Source organism: Bacteroidota bacterium, from assembly GCA_035506275.1.
GTDB lineage: Bacteria > Bacteroidota > Ignavibacteria > UBA10030 > UBA8401 > JAGVPT01.
Genome location: DATJPT010000008.1, coordinates 374,928 through 395,561, shown reverse-complemented (window position 1 = coordinate 395,561; position 20,634 = coordinate 374,928). Strand labels below are relative to the sequence as shown.

Annotated in this window: 11 protein-coding genes; 9 read left to right on the top strand and 2 right to left on the bottom strand. The window is 54.3% G+C overall.

What is annotated here, in order from left to right; genetic code table 11:
- Positions 1 to 70: 70 nt before the first annotated feature.
- From VMF88_07050 to VMF88_07010, 9 genes are all read left to right on the top strand, one after another.
- Entirely contained in the window at positions 71 to 3,334 is a 3,264-nt protein-coding gene (locus VMF88_07050) for a PDZ domain-containing protein (protein HTY10812.1), read from the top strand.
- Between the two features lie 128 nt (positions 3,335 to 3,462).
- Positions 3,463 to 3,879, top strand: a complete 417-nt coding sequence (locus VMF88_07045; protein ID HTY10811.1) for an acyl-CoA thioesterase — start codon at positions 3,463 to 3,465, stop codon at positions 3,877 to 3,879.
- A 187-nt stretch (positions 3,880 to 4,066) separates the two neighbouring features.
- The gene (locus VMF88_07040) at positions 4,067 to 7,102 is read left to right on the top strand and encodes a UvrD-helicase domain-containing protein (GenBank protein HTY10810.1); all 3,036 of its coding nucleotides are present in this window, start codon (positions 4,067 to 4,069) and stop codon (positions 7,100 to 7,102) included.
- On the top strand, positions 7,099 to 9,927 hold the full coding sequence (locus VMF88_07035) for a PD-(D/E)XK nuclease family protein (GenBank protein HTY10809.1): 2,829 nt from the start codon (positions 7,099 to 7,101) through the stop codon (positions 9,925 to 9,927). The genes VMF88_07040 and VMF88_07035 overlap by 4 nt, the downstream gene beginning before the upstream one ends.
- An 87-nt stretch (positions 9,928 to 10,014) precedes the next feature.
- A complete protein-coding gene (gene nth, locus VMF88_07030; protein HTY10808.1) occupies positions 10,015 to 10,659 on the top strand; it encodes an endonuclease III in 645 nt (214 codons plus the stop codon).
- 282 nt (positions 10,660 to 10,941) lie between these two features.
- The gene (locus VMF88_07025; GenBank protein ID HTY10807.1) at positions 10,942 to 11,556 is read left to right on the top strand and encodes a TetR/AcrR family transcriptional regulator; all 615 of its coding nucleotides are present in this window, start codon (positions 10,942 to 10,944) and stop codon (positions 11,554 to 11,556) included.
- Positions 11,557 to 11,582: 26 nt separating this feature from the next.
- On the top strand, positions 11,583 to 12,593 hold the full coding sequence (locus VMF88_07020; protein ID HTY10806.1) for an HlyD family secretion protein: 1,011 nt from the start codon (positions 11,583 to 11,585) through the stop codon (positions 12,591 to 12,593).
- Between the two features lie 8 nt (positions 12,594 to 12,601).
- The gene (locus VMF88_07015) at positions 12,602 to 14,218 is read left to right on the top strand and encodes a DHA2 family efflux MFS transporter permease subunit (GenBank protein ID HTY10805.1); all 1,617 of its coding nucleotides are present in this window, start codon (positions 12,602 to 12,604) and stop codon (positions 14,216 to 14,218) included.
- 39 nt (positions 14,219 to 14,257) lie between these two features.
- Positions 14,258 to 15,556 carry a TolC family protein gene (locus VMF88_07010; GenBank protein ID HTY10804.1) on the top strand — a complete coding sequence of 433 codons (1,299 nt, stop codon included), beginning with the start codon at positions 14,258 to 14,260 and terminating at the stop codon, positions 15,554 to 15,556.
- A gap of 84 nt (positions 15,557 to 15,640) precedes the next feature.
- Here the strand turns inward: VMF88_07010 and VMF88_07005 are convergent, their stop codons facing one another.
- Positions 15,641 to 17,464, bottom strand: coding sequence for an NADH-dependent [FeFe] hydrogenase, group A6 (locus tag VMF88_07005; GenBank protein HTY10803.1), 1,824 nt, complete (start codon positions 17,462 to 17,464; stop codon positions 15,641 to 15,643).
- Positions 17,457 to 20,633 (bottom strand): FAD-dependent oxidoreductase, encoded by a 3,177-nt coding sequence (locus VMF88_07000; protein HTY10802.1) that lies wholly within the window; start codon positions 20,631 to 20,633, stop codon positions 17,457 to 17,459. Before VMF88_07000 ends, VMF88_07005 begins: the two co-directional genes overlap by 8 nt.
- Between the last annotated feature and the right edge of the window lies 1 nt (position 20,634).

Sequence of the window (20,634 nt, the reverse complement as noted above, 5' to 3'; positions counted from 1 at the left end):
CAACTTTTCGCTCCCGGCGCCGTATACATGAAATCCCCCAAACTTCGTTCACTCTTACAAAGGTGCCGTTATGAGAAAAATGTGTTTGATGGTCCTTTTTACCGCCGCGGTGACCGCGGGCGTGTTCTCCCAGCAAGAAGCGCGGTTGCTGAGATTCCCCGCCATTCACGGCGATAAGATCGTATTTACCTATGCCGGAGATCTCTATACCGTCTCCTCGGCAGGCGGTGTTGCCCGGAAGTTGACGAACGATGTGGGATATGAAATGTTCGCTCGATTTTCTCCCGACGGTAAATGGATGGCGTTCACCGGACAGTATGACGGAAATACCGAGGTCTATCTGATGCCCGCAGAAGGGGGCGTTCCGAAACGATTGACGTTCACCGCAACGCTCGACCGCGACGACGTATCCGATAGAATGGGGCCGAACAATATCGTCATGGCATGGAAAGATAATTCTCATATCGTCTTTCGCTCGCGAATGAACGAACCGAATGACTTTAAGGGGCAGCTGTTCACGGTGTCAATCGACGGAGGGCTTCCGGAACAACTGCCGCTTCCCCGCGGGGGATTTTGCTCGTTCTCTCCGGACGGGAAAAAAATGGTCTACAACAGAGTGTTCAGAGAGTTCCGGACGTGGAAACGATACCGCGGCGGACAGGCGGACGACGTCTGGCTGTACGATTTCGACACAAAGACGACGACCGATCTTACCAACAACCCCGCGCAGGATATTATCCCGATGTGGAGCGGGAATAAGATCTACTTCACCTCCGACCGTGATGAGAACAAACGGCTCAATCTCTATTCGTATGACCTGACCTCGAAAGAAACGAAACAACTGACAAGCTTCGCCGATTTCGACGTGAAATTCCCTTCGCTCGGGGACAACGCGATCGTCTTCGAAAACGGCGGTTTTATTTATCGGTTCGACCTCGCCACAGAAAAGGCCGAGAAGGTAAGCATCTTCCTCGATGAGGATCTCGCCATCGGCCGGACAAGCGTTGTGGATGCGAGCAAGAGCATTGCAAATTACGAAATCTCGCCCGACGGGAACCGCGCTCTTTTTGGCGCCCGCGGAGAGATATTCACGGTGCCGGCGAAATACGGCAACACCCGCAACCTCACGAATACTTCCGGCGTGCATGAACGCAATTCAAAATGGTCCCCCGACGGGAAATGGATCGCCTACATTTCGGACGCCTCGGGAGAAGACGAGATCTATATGATGCCGCAGGATGGAAGCGCTCCGGGAACACAATTGACAAAGAACGGCGACACCTACAAATACCAGTGCTACTGGTCCCCCGACAGCAAAAAGATCATGTGGGCCGATAAGAAACTCCGGTTGCAGTACGTCGATATCGAGTCGAAGAAAGTCACACCGGTCGCTCAAGCCTCGGCATGGGAGTTCACCGATTATGCCTGGTCGCCGGACTGCAAATGGATCGCCTTCGCCAAGCCCGAAGACTCATCGATGACGAATATTTATCTTTACTCGCTGGAAAAGAAGGAAGCTGTCGCCGTCACCGATGGATGGTATTCTTCGTATGACCCCGCATTCAGCTCGGACGGAAAATTTCTCTACTTTGTTTCCGACAGAAGCTTCAACCCGACGCTCGGGCAGACAGAATTAGACCACGTCTACAACGACATGGCGAAGATCTATTTCGTAACGCTCTCGAAGGAGACGAAATCCCCCTTCGAGCCCAAAAGCGACGAAGTGAAGATCAAGGAAGCCGGCAAAGATCCGGAAAAATCGGATAAGAAAAAGGACGATAAGGAAGAATCGAAGCCTCAGGTGAAGGTCGATATCGACGGCCTGCAGCAGCGCATCGCGGGGATTCCGGTGACCGCGGCAAATTATGGGAACCTGACTTCATCGGGCGACAAACTGTACTATATCCGCAACGGAAGCAAAGATGAAAAGGCGAAATTCCTTTTCTATGATTTTGAAAAGCTGAAGGAAACCGAGCTCGGCGAATTCAACGGCTTTGAGATCTCGGCCGACGGGAAGAAGGCGATCGTCGGTCAGGATGGTTCGTATGCGATCATCGATGTGCCGACCTCGAAGATCGAGATCAAGGAAAAATTGAATCTTTCCGACATGAAGGTGAAGGTCGATCACCATGCCGAATGGAATCAGATCTTCAACGAGGCATGGCGGCAGATGCGCGATTTTTATTTTGCACCGAACATGAGCGGAGTCGATTGGGAAAAGGTCCGCAGGAACTATGCGCAGTTGGTGCCGTACGTGAACCACCGCGCGGACTTGACCTATATTCTCGGCGAGATGATCGGCGAGCTGAGCACCGGCCATACCTACGTCGGGGGAGGCGAGATGCCGCACGCGGAGCGGATCAAAACAGGTCTTCTCGGCGCAAAGATCGAACGGGATCCCGTGTCGAAATACTATCGGATCGTAAAGATTCTTCGCGGGCAGAACTGGGACAACACGCTCCGGTCCCCGCTGACGGAAATCGGCGTGAATGCGAAGGAAGGGGATTATATCATCGCCGTGAACGGGAAACCGGCTACGGAGATCAACAATATTTATGAGTCTCTTGTCGGCACGGTCGGCAAGCAGGTCACGCTGACGCTCAACGGCGAACCGAAGGAAGAAGGGAGCCACGAGACCGTCGTTGTACCGACCGGCGACGAGCACGAGCTGTATTATTTCAATTGGGTTCAAACGAACATCGATAAGGTATCGAAAGCCACGAACGGAAGGGTCGGGTACGTGCACATTCCCGATATGGGATTCCACGGCTTGAATGAGTTCGTGAAGTACTATTATCCCCAATTGACCAAGGAGGCGCTGATCGTGGACGTCCGCGGCAACGGCGGCGGGTTTGTTTCGCCGATGATCATCGAGAGGCTCGATCGGAAGATCGCAATGATCGACATCGCGCGCAATACTTCGTTCAGCGCTGACCCGTCTGGGACCATGGTCGGCCCGAAGGTCATGCTCCTCGACGAATTTTCCGCGTCGGACGGAGACATCGTTGCCTACCGGTTCAAGCAGTATAAAATCGGACCGGTGATCGGAAAGCGTTCCTGGGGCGGCGTCGTCGGTATCCGCGGAACGCTTCCTTTCCTTGACGGCGGTTTCCTGAACAAACCGGAGTTTTCGCGGTACGATATTGAAGGGAAGGAATGGATCATGGAAGGGCACGGCGTTGATCCGGATATTGTCGTCGACAACGATCCTGCGAAGGAATATATCGGCATCGACGAACAGCTTAACAAGGCGATCGAAGTGATCCAGGAGCAAATGAAAACCCACCCGGCAAAACTTGCTCCTCCGCCGCCGTATCCCGACAAGCACAAATAGCCAAGACGTTCTTCAGCGAGCTCCAGAGTCTTTTTTGATCTGGAGCTTTCTTTTTATACAGTGTTAGTCCCCGCGGTTGGATTGATTTTCCCTCGAATTGTTTGTATCGTGTGTGGAACAGGATTGTCATGGCCGTACAGCATTCAAAATTTGAAACCGAGCTCCAGGTCCGCCCCGACGACATCGACATGAACAATCATGTTCATAATACCCGTTATCTGGATTATGTCCTTGCGGCCCGCTATGACCAGATGGACCGCTGCTATAAAATGAACATGGACGAGTTTCTCAAACTCGGCTACAGCTGGGTTGTCAACACGACCCATGTTGAACATAAACGCCCGCTCAAACTTGGGGAAAAAATTATTGTGCGGACCTGGATCGAAGACCTGGTGAAAGACGGCGTCAAAGTTTGTTTTGAGATATTCAAGAAAGAAAACAACAAGCTTTCTTGCGAAGGGTATATCCATTACACGATGGTGAACCGGAAAACGGGGCGGGGGGAAATCATCCCTGAATGGATCGTTGCAAAGTATTCAATTTGAATACAGCAGAGGGACGGATCAACAGGTTTTGTACGTCAGCCAAGGGGGATGAAGATGCAGCCATCGATATCCAAACTTTTCCCGGTTTGGATATTTTGTTTTAGAAACTTTTATCGCCGATTTTATTTCTCAGCGACGCCGCATGGCTTCCGGTCGAAATGACAGATCAGAGTTCCGTTTGCCGGCCGTGACAGTTCTTACTGCCTCCGCCGGCGCTGGGAAGACGTATGCCCTGACGCATCGGTATGTCCGGCTGCTCCTGAGTAATTCGGTCCCTCATCATGCGCTCCAAAATGTCCTTGCAATAACGTTCACCAATAATGCGGCAGCGGAAATGAAGCAGCGGATCCTCACGCTGCTGAAGCTTGCGGCCTTGGGCGACACAAAGACACTCGAGGATCTCGGCGAAAGCCTTTCGAGCGAGCCGGGGGAGATTCAATCGAAAGCGGCTTGGCTCGTCGATTCCATCCTCGATAATTTTTCCGATTTTCAGGTGAAGACGATCGACAGTTTCATGTCGACCGTGTTCAAATCCTCTTCGCTCGATTACGGCTATCATCCCGATTTCGAGATCCTGCTCGACGCGGACCGCATTTTTGACCTTGCGTTCTCTCAGTTCTCAAAAGAGGTGAAAGAAGATACTGCGCAGGCGCGCGTCGTCGAAAATATCGTCAGACTTGTTTTGGAGAACAGGAGGGGAGACGGAAATTTTGTTTGGAATCCTTATCGCGATATCGTTTCTCAGGTAAAGAACATCTACAGGGCGATCAACGGGAAGGCAAAACCTCTTGTCGCGGGGAGCGTATCGGCCTCGACTCCATCGCTGTCGAATGAAATAGAAAAGCAGGCCAAGAAGGTCGAAAGGCTCATTCGCGCTTCCGGTGTTTCCATCAATGCGCTGTTTGCAGCCGACCTCGCGCTTATCAACTCCGGCAATATTCACGCGTTGATCGAAAGGAAACTGAGGCCGACGCCGGTCAACAAGCCGAAGGGAAAGGGAGAAACCGCCGCGTATGGAAAATGGATCGGTGAAATCGAAACGGAACATCAGCAATTGAACGAACTGCTTCGCCGGTTCATCAAGTCCTATGCTGAAGAGTACTATCGTCCCTATGCAGAAGCTTTTGCGATGATGCAGCCGGCCGTTGAGAAGCTGAAGAAGCAGGAGGGGCAGATCTTCATCGACGATGTCTCCCGAACGCTTGCACAGCATCTCACGGATCAGGCCGTCCCCGAAATCTATTTCAAGATCGGCGAGACGATCTATCATTACCTGATCGACGAATTCCAGGACACGTCACAGATCCAGTGGAATAATTTGTTCCCGCTCGTCGAGGAGTCGCTTTCGAAAGGGGGAAGCCTTTTCGTGGTCGGGGACACCAAGCAATCGATCTACGGCTTTCGTGATGCGGATTGGCAGATCATGAAGGATCTTGCCGAAAAGAACCCCTTTCCTTCGGCCTTCCACGAAGTGAAATCGCTCGAAATGAACTACCGGAGCTTCGAGAAGGTCGTCTCGTTCACGAAAGACGTATTTCATGCAGCCATTCCCGCCGCGGGTTACGGGCCCGAAGCTGCGGCGAGCGGCTTATCGTCGTTTCGACAACGGGTGACCGAAGAACATTCCGGCAAGGGGTATGTTGAGGTTGATATTGTTGACAACGTGGAAGACAATCCCTACGAGCGAGAATCGCTTTATGAGATCGTCCGGGATTGCAGGTCGCGGGGATACCGGTACAGCGACATCGCCGTTCTTACGCCGACAAACGCCCACGTCATTGAAGTGAGCGGATGGTTGAACGAAAAAAAGATCCCGATCATTTCCCATTCGACGCTCGATGTCCGCCGCCGCAAAAGCGCCGGCGAGTTCATCGCCCTGCTGCGGTTCCTCGATTCGCCTGTTGACGACCTCTCGTTTGCGACGTTCCTTCTCGGCGATGTGTTCCGCCATTCTTTGGCAAAAAAGGGGTCTCTTCATTCGCACGATGAGTTCGCGCACGTCATCGCTGAAGCGAGAATGCATAACCGCAGCCCGCTCTACACGGAATTCCGCGCTCAATTCGGGCATCTCTGGGACGAATATTTCGAGCATCTTTTCAACGTCGTCGGCTATTTCCCCTTGTATGATCTCTTGTCCGAGGCATTCAAGATCTTCGACGTTTTCCACTCGTCGCCCGACGAGGAAGCCTCGCTCGTCAAGCTCCTCGAAGTCGTGAAGACGTTCGAGCAGCAGGGGATGAATACGATGAAGCATTTTCTCGACTTTTCCTTGGATGATTCGGCAGACGATGTCTGGAAGATCACCGTCCCGAAAGATCTCGACGCACTGCAGGTGATGACGGTTCACAAGGCGAAAGGGATCGAATTCCCGGTGGTCATCGTTCTGTTGTACGACCGCTCCCCAAGAGGAAAAAGCTTCGTCCTGCGGGAGAATGAAGATTCAATCTCGATCGTACGAGTCAATAAAAAGATCGCAGAGAACGTTGACGATCTCCGCGCGCTGGTCGAAAAGGAGGATTTCAGGGACAGGGTCGACGCGTTCAATCAATTGTATGTCGCTTTTACCAGGGCAGAGGAAGAAATGTACGTGATCGGCGTGTATAAAAAAGAGCCCAAGGAGCCGACAAGCTTTCTTCCCCAAACAGGGTACCGGCCGGGACCAAAACCGTCCGTCGCAATGAAGACATTCAGCCCCGAAAATGCCGTTCCATCGTTTCATCACACGATACGGAAAGCGCTCGACGTTCAGTCGTACCGAAGCTTTGGCGCCGCAGAAACGAAGAGAGGGGATTTTGTCCACCGCATTTTCTCTTTGATTGAGTTTATTGATAACGACGTCGACAGACAGCTTGACGCGCTTCTTGCCCGCGCCGGCAGAGAAATGACCCTGCAAATCTCGCCCGATGAAATACGGCCGCTCATCCTCGAATGCCTGCGAGACGGCACGATGCGAGAATGGTTTGTCAAAAAAGAGGGGCGGCGGGTCTTGCGGGAGCAGGATCTCGCGAACCGGGACGGGGTTCTCTATCGTGCCGATCGGATCGTCATCGACCCGAACGCGGTGACGGTCATCGATTTTAAGACGGGAGGGGACGAATCCGAGGACGAGTATATTGTTCAGGTCAGGAATTACATGGGAATGTTGAAGGAGATTTATCCTGCGAAGGACGTCCGTGGAAACCTTCTCTATGTCGATCTCAAAAGAGTCAGGAGTGTCTCATGAGCGAAGTGCTCCTGATCTCTGCTCAGGCGGATATTATCTCCGAAGTCGCGTCGCGCCTCGTCGCCGACGGAAAGGACCTTTCAAGGAACATTGTCGTTTTTCCGGGGAAGCGTCCGGCACACGCATTGCGAAGGGCATTATCGAAAACGACCGGGACCGGATTTCTCCCTCCTCAAATCTATTCCATCGACAATTTTGTCGATGCTGTGTGGAAGGATAAACTTGCCCGTTCTGAGAAGACGTTAGAAGCGTTGGATGCGGCGGTGCTGCTTCATGAGATTCACGTCAATGACGCGCGGCGGATCGGCGGAAACAATTTCACTTCACTCGATTCCTTTCTGCCCCTCGGGATGAAGATCTTTGGAGAGCTTGAGGAGGTATGGATCGCGGACATTCCGATTTCAAAAGTGCGGGAAGCGCTCACCGGAATCGAGTACAGCGGGGTCACGTCTCTCCTGGTGTTTTACGAACAATTTTATGCTCTCGCTGCTGAGCGGGGGTTTGCCAGCCGTTCAACGAAGTACCGGGCGGTGGCCGAAAAGATCGGGACCCTGGATTTTGCAGAATGTTCGAAGATCGTCTTTGCGGGTTTCTTCGCGCTCACGACCTCCGAGCGGGCCATTCTGCAGCACATGAGCCGGCTTGATGCAGTAGTGCAGATCTTCCAGAACGGTCCGGGCATTGCAGGCCGTTTGAAGGAGCTCGGAGTATCGCCGGAACTCCCGGCGCATCCATCGCACGCTCCCTCGTTCCATTTCTACCAGAGCGCCGATGCGCACGGCGAAGCCTTTGCCCTCACGAAGAAAATCGATGAGGCGAGGCGGGGGAACGGCTTCTCGCCCGAACGGACCGCTATCGTGCTCCCCGCGCCGGAAAATCTCTTCCCTGTTTTTCATCAAACGCTCGCGCTCATTCCCGACGACGACTATAATATCTCTCTCGGGTACCCGGTCATCCGGACGCCGGTTTACGGATTTCTGGAAACGCTGCTCCAATTGAGAGGGTCGAAGTACGAGGATCGTTACGCATCATCGGAGTATATCAATTTTGTCCTTCATCCGTACACGAAGAACATTCAGTATGAAAAGCGGTCGGATATTTCCCGCATCTTGTTCAACACGATCGAAGAGTTTTTTGTCAAGGAACACCGTGCTGATTTTTTTTCACTGGATGAACTGGAAGACAATGCTCCACTCTTCGAGCGCGCTGCTAAGCGCGTCGCCGCTCTTGGCGAGGGCATTTCGGCCCAATCGTTGAAAGAGCATCTCGCGTCGATCCACGCGCATACCCTTCGGGCATACGACACCGTCGAGAATATCGGCGCGTTTGCCGCCAGTACGGTGGACCTTCTCACCTACATCAATACTCACAGCACGGCGCAGCTCCATCCTTTTTTCCATCCTTTCGCCGAAGCGGTGGTTGAATTCCTGGAGAGTCTTTCAACATCCCTCCTTGCCGGCCGGCATTTTGATGAATTCACGGAATACAGCTCTTTCCTTCGGAATGCAATAAGGGCTGCCGATGTTCCTTTTACGGGTACGCCGCTGCATGGACTGCAGGTGCTCGGGTTCTTGGAAACACGCAACCTGCAATTTGACACCGTCTTTATTCTCGATGCCAATGACGATGTCCTTCCGGGGAACAAAGGGCAGGATGTCCTCCTGCCGGTACGGCTGCGCGAGTCGCTCGGGCTGTCGACATTCCGGGAGAGAGAACGGATGGCTGAATACTATTTCAGCTGCCTCATTCAGGGGGCGAAAGAAGTGCACCTCTTTTTCGTCCAGGACGGGAAGCGGGAGAAAAGCAGGTATGTGGAAAAGTTGCTATGGGAAAAAGAACAGAAAGAAAAACAGATTCAACCGACCGAATCGATTCAAACGCTCCGGTACAAGATCGCCCTTGCAAATACAACCCCCGCCGCGGTTCCCAAGACTGAAGCGATTGCCGCTTCCCTGAAAGATTTTGTCTTCAGCGCGACTGCGCTGGATATGTATTTGAAATGTCCGTTGAAATTTTATTATTCGTATGTCCTGCGCCTGCACGAACGGGAGGAGGTTTCGGGAGAACTGGAGTCTTCGGATGTCGGCGTCATCGTTCATCGCGCGCTGGCCGAATATTTCCGTCCGCTCAAAAACAAGCTGTTGGAAAGTAAAGATCTCTCCGTTGCCGCCCTTGAACATGCTATCGATGTTCTTTTCACAACAATGTACGGCGGCAGCATTTTTGGACCCGTCTACCTGCTGAAAAAGCAGGTGACCGCGCACCTGGAGAGTTTTCTTACGGCATATCAACTTCCTTCCCTGGCGAAGAAGATCGAACTGATCGAACTCGAACTTCCGCTTGAATCGCCGATCGGACCGTATCAGTTCAAAGGGAAGCTGGATCGGGTGGAGCGGCGGGGGGGGAACGTCTATATCCTTGACTATAAGACCGGCGGCAGCGAAAAATACTCGCACATCAATTTCAAAAAGCTCGTCCTTGATGACCGGGATACGTGGAGCGACGCCATCGGCTCGCTTCAGCTTCCCCTTTACGCAATGCTGTACGCGACGGCCTCGGGGATCCCCGTTCAAGAGATCGTTCCCGCATATCTTTTTCTCGGCCGTCACGATATTGATGAGACGATCGAGGCGCCGCTCGTTGACGGGTCCGCTTCATCCGCCGAGTCGTTCGCGGTCGCGGGGAAAATTATCGAGAGGTTGGCCGGGGAGATTGCAGACGTTGAACGGCCGTTCGCGCCGACAAAACATTTTGAACGCGAATGCCGGGCGTGTGCTTTTAAGTACATGTGCGGCACGCAATGGGCAGTCAACAGCAAACAGTGAACAATGAGCAATCAACAATGAACAGATGAACTAGAATAATTGTTGTGCAGAAGTACTGATCTTATTTACTATTGGAGGTCGTTCAGGATGGCGAAAGCGCGGAAATCAAAGATCGACTGGAACAAGGCCTTCCAGCCGGTCATCAAGAAGTACAAAAGGAAGAAGCATCCGTTGGACTACAAGAACCGGTACGAATTGCTGGTGATGGTGGTACTTTCTGCCCGGGATTCCGATAAACACATCAATGAGATCGCGCCCGCGTTGTTCAAAGCCTTCCCCTCCATGAAAGACCTGGCAAAAGCGAAAGCCGGCACATTGCGTAAATATATCGGCCGAGTCCGGAATTACGCCAACAAGACGAAGTGGCTGATGACGCTTTCAAAAGCTGTCGGAAGCGATGATAAGATCCCCACTACCCTGAAGGAGCTGACATCCCTTCCCGGCATCGGAAGAAAGTCTGCCAACGTCATTATTAGGGAATCGGGGGGTAGGGCTGAGGGCATCATTGTCGACCTCCACGTACTTCGCGTCGCGCCGCGGATCGGCGCCGCCGCGGGATCGGATCCGAAAAAAATCGAAGCGCAGCTCATGGAAAAAGTCGACCAACGATCATGGAACGACATCGGCATGGCGCTCTCTTTTCTCGGGAGAGAAACATGCCGTCCGACCAATCCCCATTGTGAAGAGTGTCCGGTGAACTCGGTTTGCGCCTTTTATAGGTCTATGAAATGACGCAAGGGGGTAAAGAACGTTCTCCAGCGGTTCCCGGCATCGGTCCATCCTTTTCTCTTTTCTGACCGCAGTACGCCTGTCGCGGGGTCTTGTGCTTTGAGCGGCACATACCGCTAAAGTTCGCGCTGATCCCGCCACAAAGTGCGGCAGAATCGGAGTGCTGCACGTTGCCCTGTTTTCTTCGCTCCGTTCGGCGTTTCAAAAAAACACACTGATTCGAACTCCCGGCTTGCTTTTGTCCCTTTTTTCGACTATTTTACCAATACAGTCGAAAGGACGATTTTGACGGAACAGCTGACAACGGATAAAGAAGAGATCATTTTGCGTTCCGCGCAGCGGAGGTTCGCCTCGTACGGCTATTCCAAAGTGACCATGGACGAGATCGCGGAGGATGTCGGGATGGCGAAAGCCTCCCTGTACTACTACTTTCCGACGAAAGAGGCCATTTTCCGGTCCGTCGTCCAGCACGAGCAGAGGGAATTTCTGACGCAGACCCTGAGAACCCTTGAACAGCGGCCGACGGCAGGCCAGAAGCTCATCGAATATGTCCAGCTCAGGATGAAGTTGATCGAGCGCCTCACCAGCATCGGCCATTTTCACCAGCAGGGATGGCATGACGTGAAGCCGATCGTCAAGGACGTCTTCGCGAGTTTTGCGGAACAGGAAATTCGCTGCGTGACGCACATTCTTCAGGAAGGAAAGAAAGCCGGAGAATTCCACATAGATCATCCGCAAAAGACCGCGGGGATGATCCTCCACGCCGTGCAGGGCTTCCATATGCGTTTCTCTCGCGTGTATGATTTACAAACGGTGACGGCGTCCGACCGTGAATCCTTCGAACAAGAAGTGTTTCTTTTTGTAAATACCGTTCTCCGCGGTATTTGCAGGAACAAGTAATTTTATGTGATGAAAGGGAACAGGTAATGCCACAGCAAGACGAGCAAGCGCTCAAACAGAAACAGCCTGCCGCCGACCAGCCGTCAAAGAACGGCAACGGTGATGCAGAAGAGATCGACTCCATGCCTTTATACCGGAATTTCAAGATCGTCATTCCGTTGTTCATCGTTCTCTTCGGCCTCGCCTTCGTAACATGGCAGTATTATATCAACACGCGGGACTATGTATCGACGGACGATGCGTACATCGACGGGAACAGGATTTCCATCAGCTCCAAGATCCTCGGGCGGATCGACCAATTGATGGTCGACGAGGGGGACACAGTGAAGGAAGGCGAGGTCCTTGTCAAGCTCGACGACAGCGACCTCCGTTCGCAGGAGGAGCAGGCAAAAGCTTCGCTGGCCCTTGCCGAACAGAATATCACCCTTGCCGACGTCAACCTCGACAAGGCGCAGACAGATTTCGACCGCGCCTCGGCCCAGTTTAAGGAGAACATCATTCCGAAGGAACAATTCGACCATGCAAAGAGCGAGCTTGAATCAGCGAAGGCGCGGAAAGGGATCGCGGGCGCGCAAGCGGTCGCCGCGCGAGCGCAGCTCGGAATCATCGAAACGCAGCTGAACAACACGGTGATCACTTCCTCGATGAACGGCGTTGTCTCCAAGCGATGGGCGCTTGTCGGCGATGTGGTGCAGGCGGGACAGTCGATCTTCTCGGTGTACGACCTGAAAAATATCTGGGTGACGGCGAACCTGGAAGAGACAAGTCTCGAGGCGCTCCGTTCGAGCGACAAAGTGGAGATCACGGTCGATTCGTATCCGGACATCAAATTCTCGGGAAGCGTCTTCCAGATCGGGTCGAACACCGCGTCGCAATTCTCGCTCATCCCGCCGAACAACGCGTCGGGAAATTTCACAAAGGTCACCCAGCGTGTTCCCGTAAAGATTTCCATTATGCGGGATGGTGCCGTCGATCCGCGGCGGCCGATCGATCTTTTGCCGGGAATGTCCGTCGAGATAAAGGTTAAGGTGCGCTGACCGTGGCCATGAAGTTGCATCATCAGATGAGGCAGGGGGTCGTCCGGCGCGTTCCGTCCCTCCACCATGAACATGAGACGTACAAGTGGTGGGTGCTGGCGAACGTCATGATCGGGACCTTCATGGCCGTGCTCGACGCCACGATCGTGGACGTCTCGATGGCGAAGATCATGTCGTCGTTCGGGATCACGGTCGACAAAGCGGAGTGGGTGATCACCGCCTACATGCTTGTCTTCGCTGTCATGCTGCCGACGTCGGGATGGATCGCGGATCATTTTGGGTTTAAGAGAACGTATTTTCTGGCCCTCTCGTTGTTCACGGTGGGATCATTCCTTTGCGGCATGGCATGGAACGAGAACGCGCTCATCACCTTCCGCATCATTCAGGCGAGCGGGGCGGGGTTGCTGATGCCGACGGGAATGTCGATCGTCACGAGGGAATTTCCCCCCGAACAACGGGGCGTCGCGCTCGGATTCTGGTCGATCGCCGCTGCCGCATCGGTCTCGCTCGGGCCGATGATCGGCGGGTACCTGATCGACAACATCAACTGGAATGCGATCTTCAACGTCAATGTGCCGGTCGGGATCATCGGCCTGACCGCAACGTACGTCATCCAGCGGGAATACAAGACGGAGCGTGCACGGTCGTTCGATGTCGTCGGATTCATCTCGATGGCGGTTTTTCTTTGCTCGCTGCTTCTCGCATTGACGGACGGGAATGCCTCATGGAATACGGGGGGCTGGTCGTCGCCGTTCATTATTTCATGTTTCATCCTTTCCGCGTTTTCGTTCACCCTCTTTTTGGTGACGGAGCTCACGATCGAGCATCCGCTCGTGGATCTTCGCTTGTTGAAGGATTTTAATTTCAGCATCGCCAACGGCATCCTGTTTATTTTTGGGTTCGGGATGTTCGGCAGCACGTTTTTGCTCCCGCTGTATCTCCAAACATCTCTTGGGTACACGGCGTTTCAGGCGGGCTCGCTCTTTCTGCCGGTCGGCCTTCTTCAGGCCTTCACCGCGCCGATCTCAGGAATGCTTGCGGACAAGATCAACCCCAAGGTACCTGCCGTCATCGGCATCACCCTGCTGGCATCGAGTCTGTTCATCAACAGCTCGCTTTCCCTGTATTCTGAGCACCATCAGATCATGCTCGCGCTGTACATCCGGGGGTTTGCAATGGGGTTGATGTTCACGCCGCTCAGCATGGCGGCGCTTTCAAATATCCCGAGGCATAAAGTCGGACAGGCCTCAGGGCTTTTCAACGTGATACGGCAGCTCGGGGGAAGCTTTGGCATTGCATTCATGAGCACGATGCTTTTGCGTCGGACCATCTATCACATGTCGACGTACGGCCAGGCAACGAACCCGCAATCGGACGCGTATCACCAGGTCGCCGGGCATTTGACGAGATTCAGCATGGACGCGGTCGGAGGGAATCAAGCAATGGCGGCGATGCGGGCCAATGCGTTGATCGCTGCGCATATTTCAACTCAGGCCTTTATCCGGGCGGTCTGCGACGATTTTTTGATAGCCTCGGTTATCACCATCGCAGCGCTCGCCCCGATCATGTTCCTCCGGGTGAAGAAAAAGAAGAAGACCTCCGATCATGTTGTTGCCATGGACTAAACATTCTTAACAGTGACGAACGCACCACAAGGACGAAGTATGACGAATAGCGTAACGTTGGTATTGTTGTCCCTCATGATTGCCAGCGCTTCAACGGCCGGACAGGATTCATTGACGGTGGACCGGGCGGTGCAGCGGGTTCTACAAACCCACCCGGCGCTCGACCAGGCTCGGGCAAATATCCGGGCCGCCGAAGCGCGCACGCTGCAGGCCTCAAGCGCAAAATTGCCAGACGTGACTACGGAAGCCACGTACGCCCATATCGGGCCCGTTCCGGCGTTCAGTTTTCCTGTTTTCGGCACCATCGTGCTGGCGCCGCAGGACAACTACAACGCGCACGTCGCCGGACAGTACACCGTGTATGACTTCGGCAAGACCAGCAGCGCTGTCGATGTGAGCAAGTCGCGCGAGCAGTCATTCCGCGATGTTCTTGAATTGACGAAAACGAATCTGGCGCTGCAAACGATTCGCGTATTCTATACGATCGTTCTGCTGCAGAAAAGCATGAAGGTGCAGGATGAACAGATCGACGCCCTCAACCAGCATCTTTCAATGACGCAAAAACGGGTCGCGGCCGGGACCGCGACGAATTTTGACGTGCTGACCACACAGGTCCGGGTCGCTGCGGCGCAAAATCAAAAGGTCGACATTCAGAACTCCCTTCAAAAGCAGGAAGCGATGCTGTGTCAGCTGCTCGGCATCGCAACGCAGGATCTACCGGAGGTTCGAGGATCGTTCCAGGAAACCGAGCTGCAGCTCAACATCGATTCGCTCTATGCTCTCGCCCTGCAGCAGCGGACCGAATTGAAGATCGCACGCGACGCCGAACGATCGGCGGAACGCCAGAAGGCGATGAGTTCGCTCGGCAATATGCCGACGCTCAAGTTGAACGCGGTCTATGCGCTCAACAACGGGTACGAGCCGAACATCTATCCTCTGCGGGGCAACTGGGTATGGGGAGCGCAGGCGCAATTTCCGATCTTTGACGGCGGCAAGGTTGGTCATCAGGAAGAAGAAGCGCAGGCCGCCGTGGAGGCGGAACAGGCGCACAGCCGCGATATCGAAGCGCAGGTCCGTTCCGATGTGGAACAGGTTGCCGCCGATGTGCAGGCGGCGGAATCGAAAGTAAAGATTTCAGAACTGCAGCTGCGGCAATCTCACGATGCGGTCATCATCGCGCGGACGCAATATGAAACAGGCTCGATCACAAACCTCGACCTTCTCGACGCTGAGACTGCCGAATCCGCTGCAAAGCTGACGAACCTCCAGGCCCTGTACCGCTTTGTCATCAGCAAATATGAGCTTGAGCGGGCCGTCGGCGCCCCGCTTGTTGACTGATGCCTGAAGATCTTGGCGATAAAAAAGCCTGACGATGTTCTCGTCAGGCTTTTCTTTTGTCCGTTGTCGTGAATCGACCGGAATTCATTCCTGCAGTACGGCTTCTTTTTCCTGTTCCTTTCCGTTCGTCGGCCACACAAAGAGTCCTCGCTTGGTATAGGTTGTATGAAGGAGATGGTGCGACATTTCCCCCAACGGTTCCTTCAGGAATTCCTTGTACAGAACCGCGACCTGCTGGTTCTCATGCGATTTCCGGACCGGTTTGCCGGCGTCTTCCTTGTAGATCGACTCCGCCCTCTTTTTCCTGATATCCCATGTTGTCGGAATCGGCTGGCCGCCGCCGCCGAGGCATCCGCCGGGACACGTCATGATCTCAATGAACGCGTACGGCGATTCTTTCCGCTCGATCTGCTCGAGGAGGATGCGCGCGTTCTTGAGCGTATGAGCGACCGCCACTTTTAGCTTCAGGCCGTTCAAGTCGACCTCCGCTTCCTTGATCCCTTCCATACCCCGCACAGCGACAAAGTTGATGTCCGGCAGACTTTTTCCTGTAACAACTTCATACGCCGTCCTCAATGCGGCCTCCATGACTCCGCCGGTGGCGCCGAAGATCACCCCGGCTCCCGTCGACTCGCCGAGAGGGCTGTCGAAATCCTCGGGTTGCAGTTTAGCGAACCGAATACCGGTCTGTTTGAACATCCGCGCCAGCTCTCGCGTGGTCAATACGTAATCGACATCGTAGAATGCGTCGGCGTTGGACCAGCCCTTCTTTTCCTTCCAGTATTCGAAGGCGCCCATCATTTCCGGCCTTTTTGCCTCGTATTTTTTGGCCGTGCACGGCATGACGGAGACGACGACGATCTTTCTCGGATCGATCCCCATCTTTGCTGCGTAGTATGTTTTCGCCAATGAACCGAACATCTGCTGCGGCGATTTGCACGTGGAGAGATGCGGGAGCGAGTTAGGGAAAAAATGCTCCGCAAATTTTATCCATCCGGGAGAGCATGACGTGATCATCGGAAGCACTCCTTTCGACGTGAGCCGTTTGATCAGTTCATGTCCTTCCTCGAGGATGGTGAGGTCGGCGGTGAATTGGGTATCGAAGACCTTCGAGAAGCCGAGCCTCCGCAGCCCTGCGACCATTTGCCCGGTCACGAGGCTGCCCGGGTCCATCCCCATCGCTTCGCCGATGCCGACGCGGATGGCCGGCGCCGTTTGCACCAGCACCACCTTCTCCGGGTCGGCGATCTCCTCAAAGACCATTGCGGTATCGTCCCGTTCGACGATGGCGCCAGTGGGACAGACGAGGGCGCATTGTCCGCAATTCGTGCATGCAACGTTGCCGAGGCCTTTCTCCATGTAGGTCGAGATCTTCGTGCGAATGCCCCTCTGGGATAAGCCGATCGCCGAAACGGTCTGTATATTCTGACAGACGGCGATACATCTGCCGCAGAGGATGCATTTATTCGGATCCCGGGTGAGGGATACGGATGTTGTGTCCAGCGGCTCCTTCTTTTTCGTCCGCACAAAACCGTTGTCTTTGATGCCGAGGTCGCCGGCGAGCGATTGCAGTTCGCAATTCTGGTTGCGCAGGCACGAGAGGCAATCTTTAGGGTGGTTGGCGAGGATGAGTTCGACGCTCGTTTTCCGCGCATCGCGAATGCGGGCGGAGTTTGTGATGATCTCGATCCCTTCCCGAACGCACGACGAGCAGGAGCGGACCAGCGACCGCGCCCCTTTCACTTCGACGACACAGACGGCGCACGATGCGTTTGTGGCAACGTCTTCGAGGTAGCAGAGTGTCGGAATTGAGATCCCCGCACGTTTGCACGCGTCGAGAATTGTCACGTTCTGCGGGACCTGGAAATCGTTCCCGTTGATCTTTATGTTGACCATTGCGTTAGTCATTGAGTTCTCCTTGGCCTAGTTCTTCGTGGCATTTAACGTCGCAGCGCAAACAACGGGTCGCTTCGAGCAGAGCTTCTTCGCCGGTGAATCCGGAAAGGACTTCCTGGAAGCTCGAGATCCGTTCCTTCACCGGAATTTTCTTCGGGTCGATTTTCGGGATCGCTTCCGGTTCCGGCGCTATTTCGTCCTTATAGTTGAAATCGCGGAACAGCTTGCTGAAGCGTTTCTCTTTCATCAGGTCCCGGTCGATCGCTTCCGCCGCCTGCCGGGCAATGCCCATCGCCTCGGCGACCGTCGCCGGGCCGGTCACGGCGTCCCCTCCGGCGTAGATATTCGGGAGGTTCGTCCGGTAACTCGGATGATGCACTTTGATCGATCCGCTCGCGCGGAGTTCAAGGCCGATCTCTTTCGCCTGGGTGAATTCCACTTTTTCGCCGACCGCTAAGATGACGGTGCTGCATTCGATGACCGCCGTTTCACCCGTCTCGACAGGTTTCTTTCTCCCGGCGTTGTCGACGCCGTCAAACTTCATCTTGTGAATTTCCAGCCCCGTGACTTTTCCGTTGAGATCGCCGAGAATGCGGCTCGGTGCGGAAAGATACATGAAGTTGATCATCTCATCCGTCGCGTCCTTTATTTCCTGGGCATTTGCTGGCATCTCATCCTTGTCGCGGCGATAGACGATCGTAACATCGGCGCCGAGCCGGAGGCACGAACGGGCCGCATCGATCGCGACGTTGCCCGCGCCGACAACGACGACCTTCTTTCCGATGCGGAGTTTTTTCCCGAGGGCAAATTCCTCGAGAAACTCATAACCGCGAAGGACGCCGATCAGCCCTTTGCCCGGAATGTCGAGCTCGATGTCCTTTTGCGCGCCGACGGCGATGAAGACCGCATCGGCCTTTTTGGAAAGGGCTTTCAACGAAATGTCGCTTCCGATGCGCGTGTTGAAGACGAATTTCACTCCGAGCTTCTTGAAGAGCTCGAGTTCTTTGTTGAGACCGTCTTTCGGCAGCCGGTATGCCGGGATTCCGTACTGAAGGATGCCGCCTGCCTTGGCATGGCTGTCGTAGACCGTCACGCTGTGGCCGAGGCGAACAAGATAATACGCCGCGGTCAGCCCCGACGGTCCTGCCCCGATAATGGCAACGTGTTTGCCGGTGGGGGAGAGTTTCTCTTTGATCAGGCGCTCGTAGATCATTCTCTCTTTTCCCATTTTGTACATGATGTCCGCGAGGTAGCGGTGGATCTCCCCCTGATTCACCGGCTCGTCGACCATTTCCCTGCGGCAGCGCATCTGGCAGTGGAAATAACAGATCCTCCCCACGGTTCCCGGAATGGGGTTGTCGCGCAGCGTGAGTTCGAACGCTTCCTCGATCCTTCCTTCTTTTAAGAGCTGCAGGTATCCGGGAATGTTCATATGGAGCGGACAGCTGTTCTCGCACAGTGCAACGAAAAGGTTCTCGCAGACGCCCGCTTTGCACCGCTTGTCCAGGATATGCCTTTCATACTCGTCGCGGAAATAGCGGAGAGTGGTTAGCACCGGATTGGCGCTAGTTTGCCCTAACCCGCAGAGCGACGAATCTCTGATGACGTAGGCAAGCCGTTCAAGTTCGTCAAGGTCGTTCATCGTTCCTTCGCCATGGGTGATCTTGTTCAGCAGCGCGAGGGCCTGGGCCAATCCTTCGCGGCACGGCGTGCATTTTCCGCATGATTCTTTCGACGTCACCTCGACGAAATATCGCGCGACGTCCACCATGCAGTTATCCTGATCCATCACTACCATGCCGCCGGACCCCATGATCGTGCCGAGCTTTGTGAGCGATTCGTAGTCGACGGGCGTATTGAAATACTCGACCGGAACGCATCCTCCGGACGGGCCGCCCGTCTGGACGGCACGGATTCTCTTTTTATTTCCGGTACCTTCCCCCATTTGAAAGATGATATTCTGCAGCGGCGTGCCGAGAGGAAGTTCAACGAGGCCGGTATTCTTGATCTTACCGACAAGTGAGAAGACCTTTGTTCCGGTGCTGTTCTGCGTGCCGAATTTTGCAAATTCATTCCCGCCGATCGTGACGATGACGGGGATGTTGAACCATGTCTCAACGTTGTTGATGTTCGTCGGTCTTCCCCAAAGGCCCTTCTGAGCGGGGTACGGGGGACGTGGGATCGGCCGCCCGGCTTTTCCTTCTATCGAGACGATGAGAGCAGTTTCTTCCCCGCAGACAAACGCTCCGGCCCCTTCCACGTGGGATAGTGTGAAGTTGAACGACGAGCCGAAAATGCCCTCGCCGAGGATGCCGAATTGTTTCGCAGCTGCGACAGCTTTCTTAAAGCGCTCGACAGCGAGGGGGTACTCGGCGCGGACATACATGATCCCTTCCGGCGCCCCCATCACGAACGCGCCGATCAGCATTCCTTCGATGAGCGAATGCGGGTCGCTTTCGATCTCGTTCCGGTTCATGTATGCGCCCGGGTCGCCTTCATCCGCGTTGCAAATGATGTATTTTTTATCGGTCTCAACTTTCTTCATCATTTCCCACTTGATCGCCGTCGGGAAACCGGCTCCGCCGCGTCCGCGAAGTTTCGATCTTTTGATTTCTTCGAGTACGGAGTCCGACGTCATTTCTGTGAGCACCTTCATGAGAGAGCTGTAGCCGCCGACGGCGAAATAATCTTCGATATTCTCCGGGTCGATCAACCCCGATTCGCGAAGGACGATCTTCTTCTGTCCCTTGAAGAAGGGGATCTCATTCCACAATGGAACACCGGGAAGCCCCGTCCCGAACTCCATCTTCGACGTGAAAAAATCCCATCGCTCGATCTTGCACAGCGCCTTCCGGACTGGCATGATGCCTTTCGCGAGGCACGACACGATATTGTCGGCGTCCTTTGGCAGGACCTTGTGGAGGATCAGGAGTGGCATTCCGGGAATGTAACAGTTCACGAGAACCTCTTCGGCGCAGAATCCGAAGCATCCCGTCATGCTCAGCTGGATGGCAGCGTTCTTCGATTTGATCGTCTTTTGGAGGTTTTCATAAACTTCTTTTGCACCGTTGCCGATGCCGCATGTCCCCATTCCGACAAAGATCTTCGGTACGTCGGGGTACAATTTCTTCATTCCTTTTTTTCGGAGGTCGGCAAGCATTGCCGGATCGATTGTCTTCATG